Here is a 26,943-nt window from a genome sequence, read left to right as displayed (position 1 = left end):
ACCGCCGACCTGGATGCGATGTCCGGCAGGCAGGGCCTTGTCAAAGAAGGCGGCCGTCGTCGCCCAGTGCCTGGTCCAGCCGCTGCACCAGGCCATGAAGGCGCTGCTGGTCTTCGTCGGGCAAGAGGTTTTCCTGCTGACCCGTGCTACCGGTTGCGATAGCCGGGCTGGCTGCTTTGGCAGCGGCGCCTGCTGCCAAGTCGGCTGCCTCACGGTCGGCGATCTCGAAGGCCAGATTCAAGGCCGCCAGCACGGCGATGCGTTCGCGGGCGCGGACCTTGCCCGCGTCGCGGATGCGCGTCATGGCGGTATCGACGCGCTCCACGGCATCCAGCAGGCGGCTTTCGTGGCCCTCGGGGCAGGTCAGCAAGTAGCTTTGCTGCAGGATCTGCACCTCGATTTGCTTCATTCGGCTTCCTTCGTGACGACGGGGGCTGCTGCGGGCAGGCGCTCCAGCAGTGCATCGACGCGGGCGCGCGCAGCACTGAGGCGTGATTTGAGGGAGTCCCGCTCCTGCGTCAGCGCAGCCACCTGATCAGTCAGCAACGCGTTGGTGCGTTGCAGTTCTGCGTGGCGCAAAAGCAGGCGGTCAACGCGCTCGGCGATCTGGTCGGTGGGGGACGGTGTTGCCATACAGCCCTCGATTGTAGGGTTGCGGGTTGTAAACGGTCGTAAAATCCCGCTGTTGGTGCTCGCGGTGTGGTTCACATGCCGCAGTTCAACGGGAAGCAGGGAGGAGGCGCCAAACCTGGCGCGCCCAGCCTGCGCTGCCCCCGCAACGGTCAGCGGACGAATCACCCGATTCTCTCTCCATCCATAAGCCACTGTGTGCCTTGAACAAGCGCATGGGAAGGCATTGGGGGGTGTTCCGCCAGCCCGGATACCGGCCAACACGGTGGCTGCGTGCGCCCGCTTGGGCGCTTCGCGGCTGTATCACCCATATGCTGGCGGGAGGCCGGCCCGGGTTGTTTGTTGACGATGATCCCCATGAAAATCCGTACCCTCCGTGCGCGCCCTGTGGCGTTGCTGCGCCTGCCTGTTCACCGTATTGCCGCAGTGACCCTGGCTGTCGGCACTGCCTGCACTGCCATGGCGCAAACCGCCTCCGCAAACGGCGAACTGCTGGCCCAGAATCTGCGCACGCCGTCGCTTTCCGAAACTGTGGTGGCTGCCACGCGCACGCCCCAGCCGCTCGCTGACCTGGTGGCCGACATCTCCATCGTGGACCGTGAAACGATCGAGAACAGTGGCGCCACCGGCCTGGCCGACCTGCTGGGCCGCCTGCCTGGCGTAGAGTTCTCGCGCAATGGTGGCCCGGGCACTACCACGGGTGTGTTCCTGCGCGGTGCCGAATCGCGCTTCACCGCGGTGTACATCGACGGGGTGCGCATCGATTCGCAGTCCACCGGCGGCGCGCCGTGGGAGAGCATTCCGCTGGGCCTCATCGACCGCATCGAAGTACTGCGCGGCCCGGCTGGCGCCGTGTATGGCTCGGATGCCATGGGTGGCGTGGTGCAGATTTTCACCAAGCGCGGCGAGAACGGCGTGGCGCCCTATGTGGGCGTGGGCATCGGCAACCACAACACCACCAAGGTGGAAGCCGGCATCAGCGGTGCCAGCGGCACCGTGGACTACGCGCTGGGCTTTGCGCGCGATGACAGCAAAGGTTTCAACGCCCGCACGCTGGCCACCCAGAACCCCGACCGCGACGGCTACCGCACCACGGCGGGCCATGCCCGCGTGGGCCTGCAGGTCGATGCGGCGCACCGGCTGGAAGGCACGCTGATGGTCAATGAATCCAACAGCGGCTATGACAGCGGGCTGGGCAAGGACGACCGCAACCTGCACACCATGCACGCCCTGGGCCTCAACTGGATCGCGCAGTGGAGCAGCGCCTACAAGACGCGCCTGTCCATCACCGACTCCCGCGATGAATACGAAACCCGCCCCTCGCCTTATCTGAGTGACACGCGCCTGCGTGGCTATTACTTCCAGAATGAATGGCGCCAGGGCGCGCACCTGGTCACGGCCGCGCTGGAGCGCCGCGAAGACCGCCTGGAAAACGCTCCCATCGATGCCAAGCGCTCGCAGGACGCGCTGGCCCTGGGCTATGGCTACAACGCTGCAGGTCACACCGTGCAGCTCAATCTGCGCCACGATTCCGACAGCGAGTTTGGCGGCAAGAGCACTGGCAGCGTGGCCTACGGCTATGCCATCACCCCGCAGTGGCGCGCCACGGCGTCGGTGGGCACGGCCTTCCGCGCGCCCACGCTGTACCACCGCTTCAGCGAATACGGCGTGGCCACGCTGCGCCCCGAAAGCAGCCGCAATGCCGAAGTGGCGCTGCGCTACGCCCAGGGCAAGAGCACGTTCTCCACCACGCTGTTCCGCAATCGCGTGAGCAACCTGATCTCGTTCTCCGGCCCCGGCACCTGCCTGTCGGACTTTGGCTGCTACGCCAACACGGCCCGGGCCGAGTACAAGGGCGTGACGTTTGCCGGCTCGCACCGCGTGGGCGATGTGCAGTTGCATGGCTCCATCGATCTGCAACGCCCGCGTGACCTGGACACCGGCAAGCAGCTCGCGCGCCGCGCCAAGCAGCACGCCACCTTCGGCGCCGACACGCGCCTGGCAGGTTGGACACTGGGCGCCGAAGTGCAGGCATCAGGCCGCCGCTTCGACACCGTGGCCAACACCAACGTGTTGGGCGGCTACGCGCTGTTCAACCTGTACGCCAGCACCCGCATTGCGCGTGACTACACGCTGCTGGCCCGCATCGACAACCTGGCCGACAAGGACTACCAGCTGGCCCGCACCTACGCCACCGCAGGCCGCACGGTGTACGTCGGTGTGAAGTGGGCACCGCAGTGAAGCCCCCCCTGAGGCGCTGCGCGCCTTCCCCCCACGGGGGGATGCCACCCATGGCCTGGCGGAGCCAGTTCCACGGTGGCACTGGCTTCGCGCGTGCCAGTTTCATAGGCATGCCGGGCATGTGTCCCACAGGGTTGCTGAAATGACCAGGTGCCCCGCGCTGCTGATTGCAGCCCCGGCCTCCGGCCAGGGCAAGACCACCGTCACCGCCGCCCTGGCGCGCCTGCATGCGCGGCAGGGGCGGCGGGTGCGGGTGTTCAAGTGTGGTCCGGATTTTCTGGACCCGCACTGGCACCAGCTGGCCAGCGGGGCGCCGGTGCACCAGCTCGACCTCTGGATGAATGGCGAGGCGGACTGCGCGCAGCGTTTGCATGACGCGGCGCGCGAGTCGGACCTGATCCTGGTCGAAGGGGTGATGGGGCTGTTTGATGGCACCCCCAGCGCGGCCGACCTGGCCCGGCACTTTGGTGTGCCCGTGCTGGCGGTGGTCGATGCCTCGGCCATGGCAGGCACGTTTGGCGCGCTGGCTTTTGGCCTGCGCCACTATCGCCCGGGCCTGCCCTGGGCCGGTGTGCTGGCCAACCGCGTGGGCAGTGCGCGCCACGCCGACATGCTGCAGGGCGGCTTGCACGACGCGGACGACTGGATGGGCGCGCTGATGCGGGTGCAGTCCGGCACCGCGCCCGCTTCGGGAAAGGCCGGTGCGGCGCTGCTGCCCGAACGCCACCTGGGTCTGGTCGCGGCGCATGAGCTGCCCGACAGTCTGCAGCGTCTGGACGCCGCCGCCGATGCCCTGGCGGCCACGCCCCTGGGCCAGATGACGCTGGAGGACCTGCAGCGCTGGGCCGTGGAGTTTCCGGCTCCCGCAGTGGCAGACACGGTGCCGCCGCTGCTGGCGGGCCGCACCGTGGCCGTGGGGCGCGACGCGGCGTTCTGCTTCATCTACGCCGCCAATGTGCAATGCCTTGAACAGATGGGCGCGCGTGTGGTGTTCTTCTCGCCCCTGCACGATGCCGCGCTGCCCGACTGCGATGCCGTGTGGCTGCCCGGCGGCTACCCCGAGCTGCACACCGCGCAGATAGCGGCCAACACCGGCATGCAAGCCAGCCTGCGCGCCCATGGGGCCGCAGGCAAACCCCTGTGGGCCGAGTGCGGCGGCATGATGGCGCTGTTTGAATCCATCATGCTGGCCGACGGCAGCACGGCCCCGCTGTGGGGCCTGCTGCCCGGCCGCGTGGCCATGCAAAAACGCCTGGCTGCGCTCGGGCCGCAGCAATTGGCGGTGGGGGAGAACACCCTGCGCGGCCACACTTTCCATTACTCCACCAGCAACAGCAATGCGCCTGTGGTGGCTCGTACGGCCCGCCCCCATGAAGTGGTTGTGCCAGATGCGGGCGAGGCGCTGTACCAGCAGGGCAGCCTCCACGCCAGCTATTTCCATGCGTGGTTCCCGTCCAGCCCTGAAGCCGTGGCCCATCTGTTGGGAGGCGTCTCGGCATGACTCCCGCTCTGCACCCCATCACCACCGAACTCATCCTGGGCGGCCAGAAAAGCGGCAAGTCGCGCCGCGCCGAGCTGCTGGCGCGCGACTGGCTGGCGCAATCCAGCGACCACCGCGCTGTGCTCATCGCGACCGGGCAAGCCTGGGACGACGAGATGCGCGAGCGCATCGCCCGCCACCAGCGTGACCGCGCCGAACGGGTGCCGGGTCTGCAGACGGTGGAAGAGCCGCACGATGTGGCCGCTGCCGTGGCGTTGCACAGCACACCGCAGACCCTGCTCGTGGTGGACTGCCTCACGCTGTGGCTCACCCACTGGACCATGCCCATGGGTATGGAAACCATGAATTTTGAAGAAAAACAGGCTCTAGCGCTTGATTGGCAAGTGCAAGAAGCTATGTTTTTGATAGCGGTTCGGAAATCCCCCGGCCCCGTTGTTCTGGTGGGCAACGAAATTGGCCTGGGGGTCATCCCGATGGGGCGCGAGGTGCGCGCCTTTGTGGATGCGCTGGGTACGCTGAACCAGCAGGTGGCCCAGTTGTGCCCGCGCGTGACGCTGATGGCCGCCGGGCTGCCATTGACCTTGAAATGAAACTATGAAACCAACCCCCGTGCGCCGCATCCTGTGGGTCATCGCCATCCTGTTGCTGCTGGGCCTGCTCATGGCCGGGCTGGCGCGGGCGCAGCCTGTGCAGATCACCGACGACAAGGGCCGCAAGATCGCGTTGCCCCGCCCGCCCGAGCGCATCGTGAGCCTGCTGCCCTCGTTGACCGAAAGCGTGTGCGAGCTGGAGCAATGCCACCGGCTCGTGGGGGTGGACCGCTATTCCAACTGGCCCGAGGCCGTGGTCGGCAAGCTGCCCAAGGTGGGCGGCGGGATCGATCCGAGCATCGAGGCCATCGTGGCGCTCAAGCCGGACCTGGTGCTCATGTCCGTCAGCTCGCGCGCCAGCGACCGGCTGGAGGCACTGGGCCTCACCGTCGTGCAGCTGGAGCCCAAGACCCATGCCGACGTGCGCCGCGTGCTGGGCACCGTGAGCGACCTGCTGGGCGTGCCCCGCGCGCAGGGCTCCGACCGCCTCTGGCGCGTGATCGATGCGGGTGTGCTGGCGGCGGCGCAGTCCCTGCCACCCAAGGCCAAAAATGCGCGCGTGTACTTCGAGGTGAGCCGTGGGCCATACGCGGCGGGCGAGGCGTCGTTCATCGGCGAGTCGCTCACCCGGCTGGGGGTGCGCAACGTGGTTCCTGCGTCGCTCGGTCCGTTCCCGCGCCTGAACCCCGAGTTCGTCGTGCGCGCCAACCCCGACATCATCATGATCGGCAACCGCAGCATGCAGGCCATGGTGCCGTACCCCGGCTGGGCCAGCATGCGTGCGATTCGCGACAACCGGCTGTGCGTGTTTGGCCCCGGTGATTCGGATGTGGTGGTGCGACCTGGCCCGCGCATGGCCGAGGCCGCGCGCATCATGGCCCGCTGTCTGGTGGAGAAAGCTCCATGACCAGCCTTGCCATGGATTTGCCAACAGGTTCCGCCAGCCGCCGCGCGGCATGGTGTGCCGCCTGGCTGCTGCTGGCCAGTGTTGTGCTGACCGTGTGTGGCGCCAGCGTGGGCAGCACGGGTTTTGACAGCGTGCTGCGCATGCACGGCGACCCCGTCGCCTGGCAGATCGTGTGGGACATCCGCCTGCCGCGCACGCTGGGCGCGTGGCTGGCGGGCGCGCTGCTGGGCCTGTCGGGCGCGGTGGCGCAGGGGCTGTTTCGCAACCCGCTGGCCGACCCGTACCTGCTGGGCAGCGCCTCGGGCGCCGCGCTGGGCGGGGCGGTGGCGATGGCGCTGTTCGGTGTGTCGCCGGTGGCGGCGCAGTGGCTGGCGCGCATCGGCATCACGGGCATGGCTTTCCTGGGCGCGGCGGGGGCGGTGGTGCTCACGCTGCTGTTGGCCAAAGGCGTGCAGCACACGCTGCGCCTGCTGCTCGCGGGGGTGATCGTGGGCGTGGTGCTGGGGGCCCTGCGTGACCTGGTGGAGCTGGCCTCGCCCGACATCCTGCAGGCCATGCAGGCGTTCACGCTGGGCAGCACCGCCTTTGTGGGCTGGATGGCTTGTGTGCTCATGGCCGTGGCCTGGGGGCTGTGCTCGGTGGTCGCCTGGATGCTGGCGCGCGCGCTCGATGGCCTCACGCTGGGCGAGGCCACGGCGGCCAGCCTGGGCCTGCCGCTCATGCCCATGCGCGTCGGGCTGGTGGCCGCCATGGCGCTGGCCACGGGCACGGCCGTGGCGCAAACGGGGCTCATCGCGTTTGTGGGGCTGGCCGCGCCACACCTGGTGCGCTCCATCGTGCGCGTGACGCACGAGCGGCACATCGTGCTCGCAAGCCTGATGGGCGCCGTGCTGCTGCTGGCGGCTGACATCCTGGCGCGCTGGCTGCTGGCACCGCAGGAGCTGCCCGTGGGCGTGCTCACGGCGGCGCTGGGCGGAACCTACCTGCTGTGGCTCATGCACCGGCGGACGTCGCAAGGTGGTTCGCTATGAATTCAGTAGCTATCAGCGCTTTCCAGATAAGCGCCAGCATCGGAAATCGCTTGATATTGCAGGGCATTGACCTGCAACTGCCTGCCGGGCGCTGGACCAGCATCGTCGGCCCCAACGGCGCGGGCAAGTCCACCCTGCTCAAGGTGCTGGCGGGCCTGTTGCCGCGCGCTGCGGTGCAGGGCGAAGTATTGCTGCTGGGCCGCCCGCTCGCGCAAATCCCGGCGCGTGAACGTGCCCGCCAGCTCGCCTGGCTGGGCCAGAACGAAGGCTCGGCCGACGACCTCACGAGCTACGACGTGGCCATGCTGGGCCGCCTGCCGCACCAGGCCTGGCTGGCACCGCCGGGTGCGGCCGACCACGCAGCGGTCGAGCAGGCGCTGCGCACCACGCAGTCCTGGGACTGGCGCCATCGCCCGCTGTCGCAGCTGTCGGGTGGCGAACGCCAGCGCGTGCTGCTGGCCCGGGCTCTCGCCGTGCAGGCGCAGGTGCTGCTGATGGATGAACCCCTGGCCAACCTCGACCCGCCCCACCAGACCGACTGGCTGCACACCATGCGCGCGCTGGTGGACGCGGGCGGCACCGTGGTCAGCGTGCTGCACGAGGTGTCGCTGGCGCTGCAGGCCGACGACATGGTGGTGATGGCCAATGGCCGCGTGCTGCACCAGGGCGCCTGCGATGCGCCCGATACCCACGCCGCGCTGGAGAGCGTGTTTGACCACCGCATCCATGTGCGGCATCTGGATGGCATGTGGATGGCGCTGCCCTCCCTGCAACGCAAGAACAACAACCAAGGAATGAAGGACGTGCAAGCATGAACATCGAATCGGGTTTTTCGCAGGTTGCGCAGTCGCTGCTGTGGCCGGTGCTGGTGCTGGTGGGGCTGGCGTTTGTCTACGCGCTGTGGTCGGGTGGCGCCACGCTCATGGAGGCGTGGCAGCGCTGGCGCCAGCCGCAGTACCGCTCGCTGCGGGTGGCCCCTGGCTTGTCGATGGAAGAGCTGGAGCTGCAGCTGGTGCGCCAGGTGGAGCCCGTTCGCCTGCTCAGCCGCCTGTCGCCCATGCTGGGGCTGATCGCCACGATGATCCCGCTCGGCCCTGCGCTGCAAAGCGTGGCGGCGGGCAACGGCCAGCAGGCCCTGGCCGTGTTCAGCGGCGCCTTTGCCGGTGTGGTGCTGGCGCTGGCCGCCGCGTCGGTGGGCCTGGTGGTGTATTCGGTGCGCCGCCGCTGGCTGCTGGCCGAGCTGCTGGTGGTGCGCAAGGAGCGCGGGGTGGCGCAATGACCTTGAAGCACCTGAATGTGCTGGCCGAAGACGACGACGACCCAATGCTATCGGCCGTGAACCTGGTGGACGTGTTCCTGGTGCTCGTGGTGGCGCTGCTCACGGCCGTGGCCGTGCAGACCCAGACCAGCGCCAACGAGAGCGTCACCATCATCCGCAACCCCGGCCAGCCCGACATGGAGGTGGTGGTGCGCGAGCAGGGCAAGGAAGTGCGCTTCAAGGGCGCTGGCAGCGCAGCGCAAGGGCAGGGCGTGCGTGCGGGCGTGGCCTACAAGCTCGAAGACGGCAACATCGTCTACATCCCTGAAACGGGCGCTGCTCCTGCCGGCGCTTCGGCCGGTGGCGCGGGTGGCGCCGCCACGCCGGCACCCGCCAAGCCATGAAGGCGCTGATCCTGCGCGCGGCACTCTGGTGCCTGCTGCTGGCTGCGCCGCTGGTGCATGCCGTGCAGGCGGACAAGGCCCAGGGCGCAGCTGGCGCCAACAAGGCCGCACCCGTGCTGCTGTGGCTTACCTCCGACATCACCACAGCCACGCGCACGGCCATGGTGCAGCGCCTGGCCACCGAGGCGGGTCTGGGCTTTGTGCATATCGACTACACGTTGGGTGGCCCGGCGGTGCTGGACGCGGCCCAGGCCCAGAAGCTGGAGCGCGCGCTGGCGGGCGCTGCACTGGTGTGGGTGGATGCGCCGCACGCCAGCGTGGAGGCACGCCTGCGCCGCATGGCGGGGGCGCAGCTCGATGCCCGTGCCACACGTTCACCCGGCCGCGTGGTCTGGGTGCCTGCGGGCACCCCCGCCGCCGACTTGACCGCGCTCGATGCGCCCGCCCGCATGGTGGCCTACCTGCAGGCCGGCGGCCCGCGCAACCTGAAGAGCGCCATCGCCCTGGCGCGTGCCACCGTGGCGGGTGCTGCCATGCCCGCCTTGCCCGCGCCCGACATCCTGCCCCCCCGGGGCATCTACCACCCCGACGCGCCCCGCCTGCTGCCCAACGCCGCAGCGCTGGAGGCCTGGCGCCAGGGCCAGTCCGCGCTGCGGGGCCTGCCGGCGGTGGCCGTGCTGGTGCACCGCCACCATTTTGTCGATGGCAGCACCGAATGGCTCGATGCCTGGCTGCGCAGCTTCCGCCAGCAAGGCCTGTTCGCCTATGCGGCGTTCGGCCAGCAGGTCACGGCGCAGACCCTGGCCGAGGTGCTGGAGATGCCCCCCGAGAGCGGCACCGGACCCGGCCGCCTGCACGCCTCTGCCCTGGTGCTGCACCAGCTCGTGCCCCAGGCCGCCGCGCTGCAGCCGCTGCTGGCCCGCTGGGGCGTGCCCCTGCTGGGCACGCAGCCGTACCGAGCGGGCGATGCCGCCGCGTGGGAGGCCAGCGACACGGGCCTGTCGCTGTCCGATGTGCCGTTCTACCTGGCGCAGCCCGAGGCGGCGGGGGCCATCGATCCCGTCCTGGTCGCCGCCCACGGCGCCGAGGGGCAAGACTTTCGCCTCATCGACCGCCAGGCCCAGGCCGTGGCGGCCAAGGCGCGGCGCCTGATCGCGCTGCAGACCCAACCCGCCGCCGACAAGCGCCTGGTGGCCATGGTCTACAACTACCCGCCGGGCGGCACCAACTTCGGCGCATCGTTCCTCAACGTGCCGCGCAGCCTGGAACAGGTCTCTGGCGGCCTGGCCCAGGCGGGCTACCGCACGCAGCAGGTGCCCGAGCAGGGCTGGATCGATGGGCTCAAGCCGCTGCTCGCCGCTTACTACCCCGGCGCCGATGTGCGCGCGCTGCTGCAAAACGGCCAGGCCGCCGCGCTGCCGCTGGCGCGCTACGAGCAGCACCTGGCCACCTTGCCCAAGGCCGTGCGCGATCGCATGAACGCGCACTGGGGCGCGCCCGAAAAGAGCCGCTACGTGGTCGAGTGGCAGGGCGAAAAAGTGTTCGCCATCCCGCGCCTGCAGGTGGGAAAGCTCTCGGTATTGCCCCAGCCCCCGCGCGAAGAAACCCTGCGCCTGGGCCAGAACCCGTTCATGCACAAGTCCAAGGCGCCGCTGTCGCACCATTACCTGGCCGTGTACCTGTGGGCGCAGCTGGAGGCCGATGCGCTCATCCACTTCGGCACGCACGGCACGCAGGAATGGGCCGGTGGCAAGGCGCGTGCGCTGGATGTGCACGACGACGCGCTGCTGCCGCTCGGTGATCTGCCCGTGGTCTACCCCTACATCGTGGACAACCTGGGCGAGGCCCTCACGGCCAAGCGCCGGGGCCGCGCCGTGCTGGTGAGCCACCGCACGCCGGTGTTCGCCCCGGCGGGCTTCGAGGCGCGCATGGCCCACATGCACGAGGTGATGCACGAATGGGAAACCGTGGACGAAGGCCCCACGCGCCGCGCGCTCGAAAAGCAGCTGGTCGCGCAGTTTGTGGAGCACCAGTTGCACCGCGACCTGGGATGGAGCGCCGAGCGCATCGCGGCCGACTTCAGCGGCTTCCTGGAAATCCTGCACCCCTACCTGGACCAACTCGCGCAAAGCTCGCAGCCCAAGGGCCTGGCCGTGTTCGGCCGCGTGCCCGCGCCCGAGCAGCGGCGCGAGACCATCCTGCAGGCGCTGCGCAAGCCGCTGATCGAGGCACTGGGCGAAGACATCGACGAGGCCTTCCTCATCAAGCACGATGCCGTGCTGGCCGCGCGCCCCGCGCGCTGGCTGGAAGTGGCGCTGATCGACGCGCAGGCCGCCAGCGTGTTGGACCTGCGCCCCGTGCTGCCAGCGCAGGCGGCAACGCCGGGTGCTGCGGGTGCCTCCGACGTGGTGCGCGCCGAAGACCATGTGCCCAACCGCGCCGCGCGCAAGCCCATCGACACGCCCGCGCTGCTGCAGCTGGCGCAGCGCGCGCAGGAGCTGGAGCGCCTCTTGGCCACCGAAGGCGAGATGCCCGGCCTGCTCGCGGGGCTGGAGGGCCGTTTCCTCACCGCTGCGTACGGCGGCGACCCGATCCGCAACCCCGAGAGCCTGCCCACGGGCCGCAACCTCACGGGGCTGGACCCGAGCCGCCTGCCCACGCGCCAGGCCTATGCCGTGGCGCAGACGCTGTTCAACGACTGGTTCAAGGACTACCAGGCGCGCCATGGCGGGCAGGTGCCGCAGCGCATGGCGTTGTCGCTGTGGGCGGGCGAAACACTGCGCCACCAGGGGATCATGGAAGCGCAGGCCCTCGTGGCGTTGGGCATGCGCCCGGTGTGGGACGACTCGGGCCGCCCGGTGCGTGTGGAGACCATTGCCGCCGACGAGCTCAAGCGCCCGCGCGTCGATGTGCTCATGAGCATCACCGGCTCGTACCGCGACCAGTTCCCCGCGCTGATGGCACTGCTCGACCGCGCCGTGGCCCAGGCCGCCACGGCCGAGCCCGGCAATGTGATTGCGCGCAATACCGAGCAGATCGGCCAGGAGCTGCGCAAGCAGGGTGTGCCGCGCGCACAGGCCGAGCAACTGGCGCGCGTGCGCTCGTTCGGCAACGCGGTGGGCGACTACGGCACCGGCCTGTCCGACGCGGTGCAGAGCGACGGCCTGCAAACCAACGATGCGCGCCTGGGCCAGATGTTCCTCGAACGCATGAGCCAGCCCTATCTGGAGGGCGAGCCGGTGACGGGGGTTGCTGGCGGCGCGGCCGCGAAGGCGCTGGGGGCCCACCTGCGCCGCACCGACGCCGCCATCCTGTCGCGCAGCTCGAACCTGTACGCCATGGTCAGCTCGGACGACCCGTTCCAGTACCTGGGTGGCCTGTCGGCCGCAGCCCGTGTGGCCGGTCGGCCGCAGGGGCTGGAGCTGCATGTGGCCCAGCTGCAGGATGTGAGCGAGCCCACCACCGAAACTGCACAGCGCGCCATTGCGCTGGAGATGCAGTCGCGCTACCTGCACCCGGGCTGGCTCAAGGCGCAGAAGGCCGAGGGCTATTCGGGCACGCTGCAGGTGCTCAAGGCCGTGCAGTTCGCCTGGGGCTGGCAGGCCGTGGCGCCCGACACGGTGCGCAGCGACCATTGGCAGAGTTTCTACGACGTGCTGGCGCGCGACAAGCACCAGCTGGGCCTGCCCGAGTGGCTCAAAGAGCATCCGCAGGCCTATGCCCAGTCGCTGGAGCGCCTGGTGCAGGCGCAGCGCCAGGGCTATTGGCAGGCCGATGCCGACACGCAAAAACAGCTCGCGCAGATGTACCAGGAGCTCACGCGCGCCGCGCCGCTGGCCGCCGAGCTGCCTAGCGTGCGCCGCTGGGTAGAGCAGGCCGCGCAGGGTTTGCCTGCGGCGGACTCCGCGCCCGTCGGTTTGGCCGTGGCCACTCCACAGTTGCCAGCGGCCCCGGCCCCGGCCCCGGCGCCGCAGCCTGCACCGCCTGCTGCCGACCTGCCTGCACCGCCCGCCCAGGCCGAGGCCCCGCCCGCCGCACCCACCGTGCCCGCCCTGGGCGTGCTGCTGGAGCGCCAGCCCGAGCGCGAAGCCCCCGACACCGCCCAAGAGCCCAGCCCCGTGGAGCGCATGGCCGGCATCGTGGCCCTGCTGGTGATGGCCCTGGTGGTGCTGGCGGGCGCTGCGTGGCAGGCGCGTCGTCCGTTCTCAATCTCCGCTGCGCCCGGCCTGGCCCGCGCGTGAATCGCCCCTTCTAGAAAGCACCCACACCATGCAGATCGAAACCCCACCCACCGAGAAGCGCTACGAAAAACCCGAGGGCGAGCGCCGCGGCATCGTCATCGTCAACACCGGCGACGGCAAGGGGAAAAGCACGGCGGCCTTTGGGCTGGCGCTGCGTGCCCACGGCCGGGGCAAGGCTGTGAAGATCTTCCAGTTCATGAAAGTGCCCACGGCGCGTTTTGGCGAGCACCGCATGTTCGAGCAACTCGGCCTGCCCATCGAGGGCCTGGGCGACGGCTTCAGCTGGAAGAGCAAGGACCTGGAGCACTCGGCGCAGCTGGCGCGCGACGGCTGGGAGAAGGCGCGCGCCGCCATCCTGTCGGGTGAACATTTTCTGGTGGTGCTCGACGAGATCACCTATCCGCTGATCTACGGCTGGCTGCCGCTCGAAGGCGTGCTGCAGACGCTGCGCGACCGGCCCAAGGAGGTGCATGTGTGCCTCACCGGCCGCCGCTGCCCGCCCGAGATCATCGAGCTGGCCGACACGGTGACCGAGATGCAGATGGTCAAGCACGCGTTCAAGGCGGGCATTCCCGCGCAGCGCGGCATCGAGGACTGAAACCTGTAATTCCCGCAGCTGCTTTGGGGGCCCGTCCTTCCACCCCTGTTTTTCTTTTGTTCGTCCTCTTCATGCGCAAACACCTCACCCCCCTGTCGCTGGCCGTGCTCGCCTGCACCACGCAGACCGCCATGGCCCAGGCCACCGCCGAGTTGCCGACCGTCCAGGTCACGGACACGTTGTCCGCGCCCGGCAGCACGCTCTCGCTTGATGCGCCCAGCGCCACGGGCTCGCGCCTGGGCCTCACCGCGCGGGAGACACCGGCCAGCGTGAGCAGCCTGGGTGCGGGCGACATTGCAGAGCGCAGCCTGACCCGCGCCCAGGACGTGGCCGTGCGCATGCCCGGCATCACCGAGGCTCCGGCCCCTGGCAACGGCGGCACCAGCCTGGTGGCGCGGGGCTTTGCGGGCCATAGCTCGGTGGCGCAGATGGTGGATGGCACGCGCCTCATCGTCGCCTCGGGCACCATCACCTACCCGTTCTCGACCTGGCCCATGGAGTCGGTCGAGGTGCTGCGCGGCCCGGCCTCGGTGCTCTATGGCGATGGCGCCATTGGCGCGGCCGTGAACTACGTGACCAAACGCCCGGTCTTCAGTGCCCCGCAGCGCGAAGCGTTCTTGAGCGTGGGCTCCTTCGGCACGGTGCAGGGCGGCGTGGGCCTGCGCGGCCCCATCAACGACGTGCTGGCCTACTCGGTCTATCTCGATGCGGAAAAAAGCGACGGCTACCGCGCGCTGATGGACGTGCAGCGCCACAATTACGCCCTGGCCCTGGCCGTGCGCGCCAGCCGCGACGTGAACATCACCTTGTCGCTCGACGGTGGTGTGAACGACGACGCGCGCTACTTTGGCACGCCGCTGCGCAATGGGGTGCTGGACGACCGCCTGCGCCGCACCAACTTCAACGTGGCCGACTCGGTGGTGAAGTACGACGACCGCATCCTGCGCGCCAAGGTCGACTACCAGGCCGCCGCGGGCGTGCACCTTCGCAACGAGACCTACCACCTGGCCACCGACCGCCACTGGCGCAATGCCGAGGCCTACAGCTTCAACGCCGCAGGCACGGCCGTGAACCGCAGCGACTACCTGGAGATCCTGCACGACCAGGAGCAGACTGGCAACCGCTTCGACGCCACGTTCGACGGCTACCTGGGTGGCATGAAGAACCGCTTCATCGTGGGCCTGGACTGGTACCGCACAGAGCTTGTGCACACCAACAATTCGCCCTACGGCGGCGCGAGCACGGTGGACCCGTTCAACTTCACGCCCGGCGGCTTCATCAGCCCTGTGCTCACCATCCCCGGCCGGCGTTCCAAGCTGCGGGCCTCGGCCCTGTTCGCGGAGAACGCCCTCGACCTCACGCCGGAGTGGAAGCTGGTGGCGGGCCTGCGCAGCGACCACATGGAGCTGGACAACACCGACCTGCGCACTGGAGTGAACCTGGTCAAGAAGTATTCACCCGTCACCGGCCGCATAGGCGCGGTGTGGTCGCCCAGCGATGCGCTCTCGCTCTATGGCCAGTTCGGCACCGGCACCGATCCTCTGAGTGGCGCACTGTCGCTGCCCGGCGGCGGCAACACCCTCGATCTGACCCGAGGCCGCCAGGTGGAAGTGGGTGCCAAGGGCGCCGTGCCTGCACTGCGCGGCGAGTGGACGGTAGCGCTCTACCAGATCGAAAAGCGCAACCTGCTCTCGCGCGATGCCAGCAACCCCAACATCACCCAGCAGATCGGCCGGCAATCGTCTACCGGCATCGAGCTGGCCTTTGCGGCCGAGCCCGTGCGCGGCTGGACCGTCGATGCGAACGCTGCCTTCCTGCGGGCGCGGTATGACAACTTCAAGGAGTTGGTCTCGGGCGCCTTGGTCTCGCGTGACGGCAACACGCCCACGGGCGTGCCCGAGCGCACGGCCAGCATCTGGACGGCCTACCGTTTCCTGCCCCAATGGCAGGCTGGTTTTGGCGCTCGCTATGTGGGAGAGCGCCAGGGCAACACCGCCAACACCGCTCAGCTGCCGTCGTATGTGGTGCTGGATGCCTCGCTGGCCTACGACTATTCGCGCAACCTCAAGCTCGGCCTGGCCGTGAAGAACCTGGCCGACCGCGACTACGCACTGGCCGGCACGGCCACCGCGCGCTGGCTGCTGGGCGCGCCGCGCACCGTGCAGCTGACCGCGCGCGCCACGTTCTGATCTTGGTGAGTCGAGCGAGGAACGGCGCATGGTGAAGAAGCTCGTCATCTTTGTGCACAAGTGGCTGGGCGTGGTGCTGGCGCTGTTCTTCCTCATGTGGTTCGTGAGCGGGGTGGTGCTGTACTTCGTGCCGTTCCCCAGCCTGACGCAGGCCGAGCGGCTGGCGGCCTTGCCGCCGCTGCAGCTGCCTGCCGATTGCTGTCTGGCCGCACCCGATGCCGCCCAGCGCGCGGGCTTGCGCCCGACCGGTGGCGGCGAGGCGCGGCTGGGCATGCTGGGCGATGCGCCTGTGTGGCGCATGCTGGCGGCGTCAGAGGCGGGCGCGGCCCTGCGCTGGCACACGGTGGATGCCCGCACCGGGGCCGTGGTGCCACCACTCAGCGATGCGCAAGCCGCCACCGTGGCCGAGGCCTTCAGCGGGCGCCGTGCCATGGGCACCGAATGGGTGGAGCGGGACCAGTGGACGGTGCCCCAGGGCCTGGATGCGCACCGCCCCCTGGTCAAGGTGCTGCTCGACGGCGACGATGGCCTGGAGCTGTATGTGTCAACCGGCGCCGCTGAGGTGGTGCGCGACACGCGCCGCGCAGAACGCTTCTGGAACTGGCTGGGCGCCGTGCCGCACTGGATCTACCCCACGGTGCTGCGGCAGTTCCCCAAGGCCTGGCACCACGTGGTGGTGTGGCTCTCGATCCCTGGTGTGCTGTTGGCCGCCACGGGCATTGCGCTGGGTATCTGGCAGCTGTTCCTGAACCGGCGGCGCTGGATTCCCTATCAGAAGTTCTGGATGCGCTGGCACCACATCCTGGGCCTGGTGGCGGCGGTGTTCACGCTCACCTGGATGTTCTCGGGGCTGATGTCGATGAACCCCTTTGGCGTGTTTACCGGCCGCGCGGTCGACCCACAGGCGCGCACGCAATGGGCGGGGGAGGCTCCGCGCATGGTGCGCGGCCCGGCCGAGGCCGTGGCGCTGGCGGCGGCCGAGGGGCTGGTGCCGCTGGAGGTGGACACCTTGCGCATGGCCGGCCAGGCCTGGTACCGGGTGCGGGGCCAGGGGGAGGGCGTGGTGCAACGCCTGGTGCGTGCCGACGGGCCCGAGGCCACCGTGGCGCAGGCCGTGCCCGATGCAGCGGTACTGGCTGCCCTGCAGGGCCTGCGCCCGGGCATGCCAGCGCCGAGCATTGAACAAGTCACCCAGTACGACGGCCTGTACTATGCGCGCCACCATGACGCATCCACTTCCTTCCACCGTCCGCTGCCCGTCTGGCGTGCCCACTGGGCTGAGGACGAAGTGACGGTGTACGCCGACGCTGCCTCCGCCCGCATTGTGATGCGTGCCGACGCCTCCACGCCCTGGCAGCGGTTGCTCTACAACGGACTGCACAGCCTCGACTTCGCTCCGCTGCTGGCGCGTCCGGCATTGCGTACCACGCTGATCGTGGGACTGTCGCTGCTGGGGGTGGCGCTGTGTATCACCTCCTGTGTGGTGGCCTGGCGTGTGCTGGTGCCGCGTCGGCGGCGGGCTGCACGGTCGTCATCGGCCACCGTGCGGGCAGCGGAGGGCGCATGGACAGCCTGAGGGCCGTGCTTTTCCCCGGTACGGGTGCGGCCCTGTTCCACGTGCTCTTGTGGTGCCCGTTGCTGGCGCTGGCGGTGGATTGGTGGCTGGGCGAGCCGCCCGTGGCCTGGCACCCCGTGGTGTGGATGGGCAAAGCGCTGCAGTGGTGGGGTGACCGGCTGGCGCCCACGGCGCCTGTGGCCCGTGATATCAAGCTTTTTTGGCGTTCAGCGCTTATCTGGTGTGCGTTAGCAGCTATTGTTTTGATAGTTTCGTGGGTGGCGCAGCATCTGGTGCTGATGTTCCACGAGTTCCTGGCAGTGGCATTGCTGGCGTTGCTCCTCAAGCCGCTGCTGGCCTGGCGCATGTTGCACGACGAGGTGCTGGCGGTGGAGGTGGCACTGGGCCAGTCGCTGCCCGCCGGGCGCGCGCAGCTGGCCCGCTTGGTGAGCCGTGATGTGAGTGCCCTCACCGCTGTGCAGGTGCGCGAGTCGGCCATCGAGTCGCTGGCCGAGAACCTCAACGACTCGGTGGTGGCGCCGCTGTTCTGGTTTGCGCTGCTGGGTCTTCCGGGCGCCGCGCTGTACCGGTTTGCCAACACGGCCGATGCCATGTGGGGCTACCCCGGCATGCGCGGTGGGCGCTATTGGCAATGGGCGGGCAAGTGGGCTGCGCGGGCGGACGATGTGTTGTCATGGGTGCCCGCGCGCATCACGGCCTTGCTGCTGGCGGTGGTGGCCCAGGGCCTGCCGTTTTCAGCGCTGGTGCGACAGGCGCGCAAGACGCCATCCCCCAACAGCGGCTGGCCCATGGCGGCCATGGCACTGGCGTTGGGCGTGCGCCTGGCCAAGCCGGGTGTGTACACGCTGCACAGCAACGGCCGCCGGGCCGGGCCACTCGATACGCGGCGCGCGGCGCGCCTGGGCACCCAGGTGGTTCTGGCCATGGTGCCGGTGGTGGTGGCCATCCAGCTCCTGGTGCTGGTGGCTTTTGCATGGGTGCACGCATGACATCCCCGGTTTCTTTTCCCGTGTCGGTGCCTTTGCACGGTGGGCCGGACGCTGCAGGCATCCCGGTGTTTGATTTTTCGACCAACAGCAATGCGTGCGGGCCCTGCCCTGAGGCACTGCACGCCCTGCAGGTGGCCGACGCTACGCGGTACCCCGACCCGGCTTACACCGCGCTGCGCGAGGCCCTGGGTGCTTTTCACGGCGTGGCGCCGGGCCGCATCGTGCTGGCGGCCAGTGCCAGCGAGTTCATCCACCGCATCACCGCACTCGCCGCACAGCAGGGCGCGGTGCAGGTGGCCGTGCCGCCGCACAGTTATGGCGACTATGCCCAGGCTGCACAGGTGCGTGGGCTGGATGTGCTGCGGGGCGGTGGCGCTGCGGTGGGGTTGCAATGGGCGTGCGAGCCGTCCAGCCCTTTGGGGCTGGAAGATCCCGCAGTACGCGGTTGGCGAGAAGGCGAAGCTGCCAGTGTTTTACGGGTGCTTGATTGCGCCTATGTTCCCTTGTGGCTAGACCCCGATGGCGCGTGGGGCGGTGCACCGTCGCCGCGCCTGCCATCAGCCAGCTGGCAGCTCTGGACCCCCAACAAGGCGCTAGGGCTGACGGGCGTGCGTGCGGCCTATGCCGTCGCACCGGCAGGGGGTGAGGACGCAGTGCAGGCATTGACGGCCCTGGCGCCTTCCTGGCCCGTGGGTGCCCATGGCGTAGCCTTGCTGCAGGCGTGGACAAGTCCAATGGTGCAGCAGTGGCTGGTGCTCAGCCTGGCCACCCTGCGCGACTGGAAGGCACGCCAGCAGGCCCTGTGTACCGACCTTGGCTGGGCCGTGCAGGCAGGCAGCCTGGCCAACTATTTCTGCGCGCAGCCCGCCACAGCCACACTGCAGGGCGATCTGGCGGCGCTGCGCGCCAGTGGCATCAAGCTGCGGGATGCGACCTCGTTCGGGCTGCCCGGTACCGTGCGCCTGGGGGTGCTGCCACCTGATGCACAAGATGCGCTGCACGCCGCATGGCAAGCGCTGCAGGGCCGTAACATCCCGAACAGAGTTTCAACCGGTTCAGGGGAGACCTCGTGAGAATCATCACTGTCAACCGCTACGTCACGCCGCTGCGTGAAGGTGGCTCCATGCCTGCCATCGTCGAGGGCGACGACCTGGGCACCTATGTGCTCAAGTTCCGTGGCGCGGGGCAGGGCGTGCGCGCCCTGCTGGCCGAAATCATCGCGGGCGGCATTGCCCACGCGCTGGGTCTGCCCGTGCCGGAGATCGTGCTGGCGCAGCTCGACACAGCCCTGGCGCAGACCGAGCCCGACCCCGAGATCCAGGACCTGGTGCGTGCCAGCGGCGGCCTGAACGTGGGGCTGGACTACCTCTCGGGCGCGCTCAACTTCGACCCTGCGGTGGATGTTGTGTCCGATGACTTTGCCTCGCGCCTTGTGTGGTTCGATGCGCTGGTGGGCAATGTGGACCGAACCGCGCGCAACACCAACCTGCTCATGTGGCACCGCAAGCCCTGGCTCATCGACCACGGCGCTGCGCTGACCTTTCACCATGCCTGGAACGGCGTGGTGGCCCAGCCTGCAAAACCCTTCGCCCCGATTGCCGACCATGTGCTGCTGGCCCAGGCCACGGCGCTGGCGCAGGTGGATGCCGAGCTGGCGGCGCGCCTTACACCCGAGGTGGTCACGGGCATCCTGGCCGAAGTGCCTGATGAGTTTCTGGCGTTGGCCGGGGCCGAGCATGCCGAAGGCCCGCTGTCGGCGCCCGCAAGCCACCGCCAGGCCTATGTGGACTACTTCTGCGCGCGCCTGGCCGGGCGTGAAACATGGGTGAATGCGGTGAAGGGAGCCGTCGATGCATGTGCCTGAGGTGTATGACTACGCCATCGTGCGCGTGGTGCCGCGCGTGGAGCGCGAGGAGTTCATCAACGCGGGGGTGATCCTCTCGTGCCAGCGCACTGGCTTTCTGCAGGCCGCCATCGCGCTCGACGAGGCGCGCCTGCTGGCCATGGACCCGCACGCCGATATCGACACCGTGCGCCGCCATCTGGCGGCCATTGTGGCCATCTGCGCGGGTGATGAAGGCTGTGGCCCGATTGCGCGCCTGCCGTACCGCCAGCGCTTCCACTGGCTCACCGCCCGGCGCAGCGCCATCATCCAGACATCCCCCGTGCACACCGGCCGCTGCACCGATGCGGCGGCAGCGCTCGAACACATCATGGACCGCATGGTCCGCCCACTGCCTTGACTGAATACTCTGCTTCCAAACTGGCCCGCTGCGTGATGGTGCTGGGCACCACCAGCGGAGCTGGCAAAAGCTGGCTCACCACCGCGCTGTGCCGCTACTACAGCAACCTGGGCCTCAAGGTTGCGCCGTTCAAGGCGCAGAACATGAGCAACAACGCGCGCGTGGTATCGGGCCCGGGCGGCAGTCTGGGAGAGATCGGCAGCGCCCAGTATTTCCAGGCGCTTGCAGCCCGCGCCGAGCCCGAGGTGCGCATGAACCCGTTGCTGCTCAAGCCCGAGGCCGACACGCACAGCCAGGTCGTGCTGATGGGCCAGGTGAGCGCAGAGTTGACCGCCATGCCCTGGCGCGGCCGCAGCGAAAAGGTGTGGCCGCAGATTGCCGCTGCGCTGGATGCGCTGCGCGCTGAAAACGATGTGGTCGTGATCGAAGGGGCGGGCTCGCCCGCCGAGATCAACCTGCATGCCAGCGACATCGTGAACATGCGCGTGGCCCGCCATGCCAATGCGCGCTGCCTGCTGGTGACCGACATTGACCGGGGCGGTGCCTTTGCCCACCTGTATGGCACGTGGGCGCTGCTGCCCGAGGACGAGCGTGTGCTGATCCATGGTTTTGTGCTGAATAAGTTTCGGGGCGATGCCAGCCTGCTGGCGCCTGCGCCGCAGATGCTGCAGGACCTCACCGGCGTGCCCACCGTGGCCACCATCCCCATGCAATGGCGCCATGGTCTGCCCGAAGAGGATGGCGTGTTTGACGACCGCACGCTGTCGGTGGGCACGGTGCACACCACGGTGGCCGTGGTGGCTTACCCGCGCATCAGCAACCTCGACGAATTCCAGCCCCTCAAGAACGTGCCCGGCGTGCGCCTGCTGTGGGCGCGCAGCGCGGCCGACCTGGGGGGGCTGAAACCCTCCGACTGGGTGGTGCTGCCGGGCTCCAAATCCACCGCCGCCGACCTGGCCTGGCTGCGCGCGCAGGGCTTGGACCAGGCCATTGCCCACCACGCAGGGCAGGGCGGCACGGTGCTGGGCATGTGTGGTGGCCTGCAGATGCTGGGCGAGGCGCTGATCGACACGGCGGGCATCGACGGCAATGCGCCGGGCCTGGGCCTGTTGCCCCTGGTCACCACCTTCGAGGTCGCCAAGACCGTGCAGCGCACCCAGGCGCAGTTTGGTGGGGTGCAAGGGGCCTGGGCCGCGCTGGCGGGTGTGCCTGTCACCGGTTACGAAATCCACCACGGCCAGACGGCCCAGCACCCGGCCATGGCCGCCAAGGGTGATGTGGCGCGCGAGGTCATCCCCAGCATTGCGTGGCAAAACCCGGCTGGCAATGTGCTGGGCGTGTATCTGCATGGCCTGCTCGAAGACCCCGCCGCGTTGCAGGCCCTGTTTGGCCGTGCGGGCGCGGCGCCCGTGCCCACGCTCGATGTGGTGTTTGAAGGCCTGGCCCGCATGGCGGAAGCCAGCTTTGCCCCCGGTGCGCTGCAGGGTTTGATCGCGCCAGATCCGGCCACTGCCTGAGCGCTGGTGCCTTCGGCCTTCAGCCCTTCCCGTTTCTTTTTTCTTTTCGCTATCTCACACACCATGCAATCACTGGCCCAGTTCACCTTCCCCGCCATCGCTGACATCACCGATGCCCCCCTGACCGCCCGTTTGCAGCACCTGCTGGACAACAAGACCAAACCACTCGGTTCGCTGGGGCGGCTGGAAGCGCTGGCCCTGCGCATCGGCCAAGTGCTGGGCACTGAGGCCCCCGTGCTCACGCAACCGCAGATGCTGGTGTGTGCGGGCGACCACGGCCTGGCGGCCAAGGGTGTCTCGGCCTTCCCCAGCGACGTGACCTGGCAGATGGTGGAGAACTTTCTGGCCGGTGGTGCCGCAGTGAGCGTGCTGGCCCGCCAGCACGGGCTGCAACTCACGGTGGTGGACTGTGGTGTGGCGCGCACCATTGCCGCGCGCGACACGGCACCCGGTGCACCGCGCCTGCTGGTGCGCAATGTGGCGCCGGGCACCCAGGATGCTTCGGTCGGCCCTGCCATGGCGCCTGAACAATGTGCACAGGCCTTGCTCAACGGCATGGAGGTGGTGCGCGGCCTGCCGGGCAATGCGTTGCTGCTGGGCGAAATGGGCATTGGCAACACCTCGGTGGCCTCGCTGTTGCTGGCGCGGTTGGCCGGGCTGCCCCTGGCCGAGGTGACCGGTGCCGGCACGGGCCTGGATGCGGCCGGTATCGAGCGCAAACGCGCCGTGCTGCAGCAGGCGCTGGACGCGAATGCCGACGCCACCACACCGCTGGCCGCACTGGCCGCGTTGGGCGGCTATGAGGTGGCGACCTTGGTGGGCGCGGTGCTGCAGGCTGCCACGGAGCGCCGCGTGATTGTGGTGGACGGCTTCATCACCAGCGCCGCCGTGCTGGTGGCCAGCTGCTTGCAGCCTGCGGTGCTGCAGCGCTGCGTGTTTGCCCACCGCTCGGGCGAGCGGGGGCACACCCTGATGCTGGCACAGATGCAAGCCGAACCCCTGCTGGACCTGGGGCTGCGCCTGGGTGAAGGCTCGGGTGCTGCGCTGGCTTGGCCGCTGCTGCAGTCGGCCTGTGCGGTGCTGGCCGAGATGGCGAGTTTTGAATCGGCCGGTGTGGCCACTCAGACAGTCTGACCCTACCGGGCATCGCCGCGCTTTTAGGCCACGCTGGTTTGGTTGCGGCCCTGTGCCTTGGCGCGGTACAGCGCCGCATCGGCACGCGACAGCATGGCATCCAGCGTTTCGTGCGATCCCGTCCAGCTGGTGAGCCCAATGCTCACCTGGCAGTCCAGCGCATGTCCGGTGGCCAGCGTGGCGTGGATGCGCTGGGCTACGCCCATGGCAGCTGCCGTGTCCGCGCCTGGCAGCAGCACCAGAAACTCCTCACCCCCGTACCGCCCCAGCCGGTCTGCGCGGCGCAGCACCTGACGGGTGCACTCTGCAAAGTGCACCAGCACGGCGTCACCGTGCTGGTGGCCTCGGGTGTCGTTCACGGCCTTGAAGTTGTCCAGGTCCACCATCATGAGGGACGGGCCGTTGCCGTAGCGCTGCGCCCGCTCCAGCTCGTCCTCGCAGCGTTGCAGCAGGGCACGGCGGTTCAGCGTGTTGGTCAGGGAGTCGTGGGTGGCCAGGTGTTCAAGCTCGGTGCGCAGGCGGTCGGTGGCCATGAGCACCGCCCCGATGGACAGCATGAGCACTGTGATCACATAGGCCCCGATATACAGCGTCTGGAACAGTGAGGGCTCCATCAGGTCTGCACCGGCATTCCCGGTCACGATCGAGACCAGCCGCATGGCCAGCACCACCATGTGCAAGGCCAGCACCACCTCCACCAGCCGCACCGGAAAGTTGCGCCCCCCGTGGCGCAGCATGAAGCGCATCTGTGCGAAGTAGATCATCCCCATGACCACCGTGAAGAAACCGACCCGCAGCGCATAGTGAGGCACCCAGTAGGTGAGCACAATGAACACGAGGGTGGTGCCCACCATCAGCCAGTTCCAGTGGCGCCACGTGGTTGGCTGCCCCATGAAGCTTCGCGTGCCCATGTAGTAGGTCACCGTGCCCAACACCAACAACTGGTTGGCCAGCACCAGGCTGAGCCAGTCCGGGATGGCGCCACGCGCGCCGAACAACACGGTGGACGCGAGCCACAGCAGCGGCGCTGCAGCCCAAGCCCCCACGCCCCGGATCGACGGCGGGTAATAGCGCCGCATGAAAAGCAGCACGATGGCCATGATGGCGGACATGAAGCCCGCCATGGCGATCATGGAGCGTGGGTCGAGGTTCATGCGGCGGGAAGGGGAGGTGGCGCGCCTACGTAAGAAATTGTTTCTTGAGCCCAAGGCCAGTATAGCCACGCACCTGCTCCCGGCGGTACGGTGATTTACTGCACCACAAAGACTGCTGTGCGGACCCTTGGGGTGCAGGCGCATCGTCCTGTTGGTGCAGCCGTGCACGGTACTGGTGCATTTTGTATGCAAAGCAGAAAATGCATTGTGTACAAAGTTGGCATGAGGTTTGCATACATCCTCCCCATGCAAGCTCCAACCCCTGCGCAGACCCCTGCCGCCATCGAGATCATTGCGCTGACCAAACGCTATGCCCACGGCAAACCGGCGGTCGATGCCATCAACCTGCGCATTGCCAGCGGCAGCTACTGCTGCCTGCTGGGCCCTTCGGGCTGCGGCAAGAGCACGACCTTGCGCATGATCGCCGGGCACGAGTCGGTGACCAGCGGCGACATCCTGCTGGAGAACCGCAACATCACCGACCTGCCCGCCGCGGCGCGCGGCACGGCCATGATGTTCCAGAGCTTCGCGCTGTTCCCGCACCTCTCGGCCCTGGACAACGTGGCCTTCAGCCTGAAGATGAAGGGCGTGGCCAAGGCCGAGCGCCAGGCCAAGGCCCGGGATCTGCTCGAGCGCGTGGCCATGGGCCACCTGGCCGAGCGCAAGCCGGCCGAGCTCTCGGGCGGGCAGCAGCAGCGCGTGGCGCTGGCCCGCGCCCTGATCACCCAGCCGCGCGTGCTGCTGCTGGACGAACCCCTCTCGGCGCTCGACCCGTTCCTGCGCATCCAGATGCGCGCCGAGCTGCGCCGCTGGCAAAAGGAGCTGGGCCTGACCTTCATCCACGTGACCCACTCGCAGGAAGAGGCCATGGCCCTGGCCGACACCATGGTGGTGATGAACCACGGTGTGATCGAGCAGGTGGGCTCGCCGCACGAGGTCTACAACCGCCCTGCGAGCGAGTTCGTGGCGCGCTTCATGGGTGGCCACAACGTGATCGATATGCCCGAAGGCAAGGTCGGCGTGCGCACCGACCACCTGCAGGTGCTGCCGCAGGGCACGCCGCTGCCCTGGGGCGCCCTGCACATGCAGGCGGTGGTGACCGACGTGGAGTACCAGGGCACCTACGTGCTGCTGGGCCTGCAAAAGCAGGGCGTGGCGCTGTCGGCGAATTCCACGGCCGCGTATTCGGTGATGGTCTCCGAAGCCGCCTTTGCGGCCCAGCCCTACGCGGTGGGGCAGGGCGTGCAACTGCACTGGACGCCCGAGCAGGCCCACCCCCTCTACGCCCGTGCGGCGCCTGCGCCGGCACCCGTGGCGACGGCCACTGCGCAGGCCGTGCCGGCCTGAGCCCGTATTTATTTGTTGTCCGCTGTCTGTCTGTTCGTTTTCAACCCCTCCACTTTGCAAACCAAGGAGCTTTCCCATGTCCGACGACTCTCGTGCTGATTCCCCCGCTGTTGCCGCATCCGACACCACCGGCGGCGTGCAGCGCCGCTCGCTGCTCAAGGGCACGGCAGGCATCCTGGCCGCAGGCGTGTTCCCGGCCGTCCATTCGCAGGAGAAGATCGTGCTGCGTTACCTGGGCACGGCGGTGAACCAGGACAAGGCCATTGCCGAAAAATTCAAGGCCGACACCGGCATCGAGATCCAGTACGTGGCCGTGACCACCGACGACGTGACCAAGCGCGCCGTGACCGCGCCCAACAGCTTCGATCTGATCGACACCGAGTACTTCTCGCTCAAAAAGATCGTGCCCACCGGCAACCTCAAGGGCATCGACACCAAGCGCATCAAGAACGCCGACAAGATCACCACGCTGTTCACCAACGGCATGGTGGCCGGCAAGGCCGTGGGCGACCAGGGCACCGCGCCCAAGAAGGTGATCTACCTGGAGGGCGAGAAGTCCAAGAAGTTCGCGACCGCGCCCACGCAGTTCATGTCGCTGATCCCCACCGTGTACAACGCCGACACGCTGGGCATCCGCCCCGATTTGATCAAGCGCCCCATCAGCTCCTGGGCCGAGCTTCTGAACCCCGAGTTCAAGGGCAAGACCGCGATCCTGAACATTCCTTCGATCGGCATCATGGACGCCGCCATGGTGGTCGAGGCCATGGGCATCTACAAGTACCCCGACAAGGGCAACATGACCAAGAAGGAGATCGACCTCACGATCAAGACCCTGATCGAGGCCAAGAAGCAAGGGCAGTTCCGCGCGCTGTGGAAGGACTTCAACGAGTCGGTGAACCTGATGGCATCGGGCGAAGTGGTGATCCAGTCGATGTGGAGCCCCGCCGTCACCGCCGTGCGCACCAAGGGCATCGCCTGCAACTTCCAGCCGCTCAAGGAAGGCTACCGCGCCTGGGCCGCCGGCTTCGGCCTGCCGGCCACCCTGTCGGGCAAGAAGCTCGATGGCGCCTACGAGTTCATCAACTGGTTCCTGGACGGCTGGGCCGGTGCCTACCTGAACCGCCAGGGCTACTACAGCGCCGTGCTGGAGACCGCCAAGTCCAAGATGGAAGCCTACGAGTGGGCCTACTGGATGGAAGGCAAGCCCGCCACGCAGGACATCAAGAGCCCCAACGGCGACGTGCTGGCCAAGACCGGCGCGGTGCGCGACGGCGGCAGCTACGAGTCGCGCATGGGCGGCATCGCCTGCTGGAACGCGCTGATGGACGAAAACAACTACATGGTCCAGAAGTGGAACGAGTTCGTCGCGGCATAGGAAGCACCCCCTGAGGCG

23 protein-coding genes and 1 riboswitch are annotated in these 26,943 nt (G+C 68.5%); of the genes, 20 read left to right on the top strand and 3 right to left on the bottom strand.

Translation table 11 applies throughout. From position 1 onward, the window contains the following. Nucleotides 1-40 precede the first annotated feature (40 nt). Both IB243_RS18145 and IB243_RS18140 read right to left on the bottom strand, forming a co-directional pair. Nucleotides 41-409 (bottom strand): cell division protein ZapA, encoded by a 369-nt coding sequence (locus IB243_RS18145; protein ID WP_192428621.1) that lies wholly within the window; start codon nucleotides 407-409, stop codon nucleotides 41-43. Then, nucleotides 406-633 carry a hypothetical protein gene (locus tag IB243_RS18140; RefSeq protein WP_010460682.1) on the bottom strand — a complete coding sequence of 76 codons (228 nt, stop codon included), beginning with the start codon at nucleotides 631-633 and terminating at the stop codon, nucleotides 406-408. Before IB243_RS18140 ends, IB243_RS18145 begins: the two co-directional genes overlap by 4 nt. A gap of 36 nt (nucleotides 634-669) precedes the next feature. Then, nucleotides 670-907, top strand: a riboswitch (cobalamin riboswitch). Nucleotides 908-987: 80 nt separating this feature from the next. Between IB243_RS18140 and IB243_RS18135 the strand changes: the two genes are divergently transcribed. The 18 genes from IB243_RS18135 (at nucleotide 988) to cobT (ending at nucleotide 23,049) form a co-directional block, all read left to right on the top strand. After that, nucleotides 988-2,871 carry a TonB-dependent receptor domain-containing protein gene (locus IB243_RS18135; protein ID WP_192428620.1) on the top strand — a complete coding sequence of 628 codons (1,884 nt, stop codon included), beginning with the start codon at nucleotides 988-990 and terminating at the stop codon, nucleotides 2,869-2,871. Between the two features lie 142 nt (nucleotides 2,872-3,013). Beyond that, nucleotides 3,014-4,372, top strand: coding sequence for a cobyrinate a,c-diamide synthase (locus IB243_RS18130; protein ID WP_192428619.1), 1,359 nt, complete (start codon nucleotides 3,014-3,016; stop codon nucleotides 4,370-4,372). Further along, the gene (locus IB243_RS18125) at nucleotides 4,369-4,962 is read left to right on the top strand and encodes a bifunctional adenosylcobinamide kinase/adenosylcobinamide-phosphate guanylyltransferase (RefSeq protein WP_192428618.1); all 594 of its coding nucleotides are present in this window, start codon (nucleotides 4,369-4,371) and stop codon (nucleotides 4,960-4,962) included. The genes IB243_RS18130 and IB243_RS18125 overlap by 4 nt, the downstream gene beginning before the upstream one ends. A gap of 4 nt (nucleotides 4,963-4,966) precedes the next feature. Then, on the top strand, nucleotides 4,967-5,869 hold the full coding sequence (locus tag IB243_RS18120; protein ID WP_192428617.1) for an ABC transporter substrate-binding protein: 903 nt from the start codon (nucleotides 4,967-4,969) through the stop codon (nucleotides 5,867-5,869). Further along, nucleotides 5,866-6,900, top strand: coding sequence for an iron ABC transporter permease (locus tag IB243_RS18115; RefSeq protein ID WP_192428616.1), 1,035 nt, complete (start codon nucleotides 5,866-5,868; stop codon nucleotides 6,898-6,900). The genes IB243_RS18120 and IB243_RS18115 overlap by 4 nt, the downstream gene beginning before the upstream one ends. Beyond that, entirely contained in the window at nucleotides 6,897-7,715 is an 819-nt protein-coding gene (locus IB243_RS18110; protein WP_192428615.1) for an ABC transporter ATP-binding protein, read from the top strand. Before IB243_RS18115 ends, IB243_RS18110 begins: the two co-directional genes overlap by 4 nt. Then, nucleotides 7,712-8,179, top strand: a complete 468-nt coding sequence (locus IB243_RS18105) for a hypothetical protein (protein WP_008906167.1) — start codon at nucleotides 7,712-7,714, stop codon at nucleotides 8,177-8,179. The genes IB243_RS18110 and IB243_RS18105 overlap by 4 nt, the downstream gene beginning before the upstream one ends. Beyond that, nucleotides 8,176-8,562, top strand: coding sequence for a DUF2149 domain-containing protein (locus IB243_RS18100; protein WP_192428614.1), 387 nt, complete (start codon nucleotides 8,176-8,178; stop codon nucleotides 8,560-8,562). Before IB243_RS18105 ends, IB243_RS18100 begins: the two co-directional genes overlap by 4 nt. Continuing rightward, nucleotides 8,559-12,803 carry a cobaltochelatase subunit CobN gene (gene cobN, locus IB243_RS18095; RefSeq protein WP_192428613.1) on the top strand — a complete coding sequence of 1,415 codons (4,245 nt, stop codon included), beginning with the start codon at nucleotides 8,559-8,561 and terminating at the stop codon, nucleotides 12,801-12,803. The genes IB243_RS18100 and cobN overlap by 4 nt, the downstream gene beginning before the upstream one ends. A gap of 28 nt (nucleotides 12,804-12,831) precedes the next feature. Beyond that, a complete protein-coding gene (gene cobO, locus IB243_RS18090; protein ID WP_192428612.1) occupies nucleotides 12,832-13,401 on the top strand; it encodes a cob(I)yrinic acid a,c-diamide adenosyltransferase in 570 nt (189 codons plus the stop codon). 71 nt (nucleotides 13,402-13,472) lie between these two features. Further along, nucleotides 13,473-15,590, top strand: coding sequence for a TonB-dependent siderophore receptor (locus tag IB243_RS18085; protein ID WP_192428611.1), 2,118 nt, complete (start codon nucleotides 13,473-13,475; stop codon nucleotides 15,588-15,590). 28 nt (nucleotides 15,591-15,618) lie between these two features. Then, the gene (locus IB243_RS18080) at nucleotides 15,619-17,166 is read left to right on the top strand and encodes a PepSY domain-containing protein (RefSeq protein ID WP_192428610.1); all 1,548 of its coding nucleotides are present in this window, start codon (nucleotides 15,619-15,621) and stop codon (nucleotides 17,164-17,166) included. After that, nucleotides 17,154-18,155 carry an adenosylcobinamide-phosphate synthase CbiB gene (cbiB, locus tag IB243_RS18075; RefSeq protein WP_192428609.1) on the top strand — a complete coding sequence of 334 codons (1,002 nt, stop codon included), beginning with the start codon at nucleotides 17,154-17,156 and terminating at the stop codon, nucleotides 18,153-18,155. Before IB243_RS18080 ends, cbiB begins: the two co-directional genes overlap by 13 nt. Next, complete coding sequence (locus IB243_RS18070; RefSeq protein ID WP_225585033.1) at nucleotides 18,152-19,228, top strand: aminotransferase class I/II-fold pyridoxal phosphate-dependent enzyme; 1,077 nt, start codon at nucleotides 18,152-18,154, stop codon at nucleotides 19,226-19,228. The genes cbiB and IB243_RS18070 overlap by 4 nt, the downstream gene beginning before the upstream one ends. Then, complete coding sequence (locus IB243_RS18065) at nucleotides 19,225-20,019, top strand: HipA family kinase (RefSeq protein WP_192428608.1); 795 nt, start codon at nucleotides 19,225-19,227, stop codon at nucleotides 20,017-20,019. The genes IB243_RS18070 and IB243_RS18065 overlap by 4 nt, the downstream gene beginning before the upstream one ends. After that, entirely contained in the window at nucleotides 20,006-20,398 is a 393-nt protein-coding gene (locus IB243_RS18060) for a DUF3037 domain-containing protein (RefSeq protein ID WP_192428607.1), read from the top strand. Before IB243_RS18065 ends, IB243_RS18060 begins: the two co-directional genes overlap by 14 nt. A 35-nt stretch (nucleotides 20,399-20,433) precedes the next feature. After that, a complete protein-coding gene (locus IB243_RS18055; RefSeq protein WP_192428801.1) occupies nucleotides 20,434-21,915 on the top strand; it encodes a cobyric acid synthase in 1,482 nt (493 codons plus the stop codon). A 63-nt stretch (nucleotides 21,916-21,978) separates the two neighbouring features. Beyond that, a complete protein-coding gene (gene cobT / locus IB243_RS18050; RefSeq protein ID WP_192428606.1) occupies nucleotides 21,979-23,049 on the top strand; it encodes a nicotinate-nucleotide--dimethylbenzimidazole phosphoribosyltransferase in 1,071 nt (356 codons plus the stop codon). A 23-nt stretch (nucleotides 23,050-23,072) separates the two neighbouring features. Here the strand turns inward: cobT and IB243_RS18045 are convergent, their stop codons facing one another. Further along, on the bottom strand, nucleotides 23,073-24,182 hold the full coding sequence (locus IB243_RS18045) for a GGDEF domain-containing protein (protein WP_010460723.1): 1,110 nt from the start codon (nucleotides 24,180-24,182) through the stop codon (nucleotides 23,073-23,075). Nucleotides 24,183-24,449: 267 nt separating this feature from the next. On the opposite strand from IB243_RS18045, the gene IB243_RS18040 reads away from it, so the two are divergent. Together IB243_RS18040 and IB243_RS18035 are read left to right on the top strand one after the other, a co-directional pair. After that, nucleotides 24,450-25,550: an ABC transporter ATP-binding protein gene (locus tag IB243_RS18040; RefSeq protein ID WP_192428605.1), complete on the top strand. Its 1,101-nt coding sequence runs from the start codon at nucleotides 24,450-24,452 to the stop codon at nucleotides 25,548-25,550. 76 nt (nucleotides 25,551-25,626) lie between these two features. Next, nucleotides 25,627-26,925 (top strand): PotD/PotF family extracellular solute-binding protein, encoded by a 1,299-nt coding sequence (locus IB243_RS18035; protein ID WP_192428604.1) that lies wholly within the window; start codon nucleotides 25,627-25,629, stop codon nucleotides 26,923-26,925. Nucleotides 26,926-26,943 lie beyond the last annotated feature (18 nt).

It is taken from the genome of Acidovorax sp. ACV01, assembly GCF_014851495.1.
GTDB classification, from domain to species: Bacteria; Pseudomonadota; Gammaproteobacteria; order Burkholderiales; family Burkholderiaceae_C; genus Acidovorax; species Acidovorax radicis.
The sequence above is the reverse complement of the archived record's forward strand: the minus strand, read 5'-3'. Positions and strand labels throughout refer to the sequence as shown.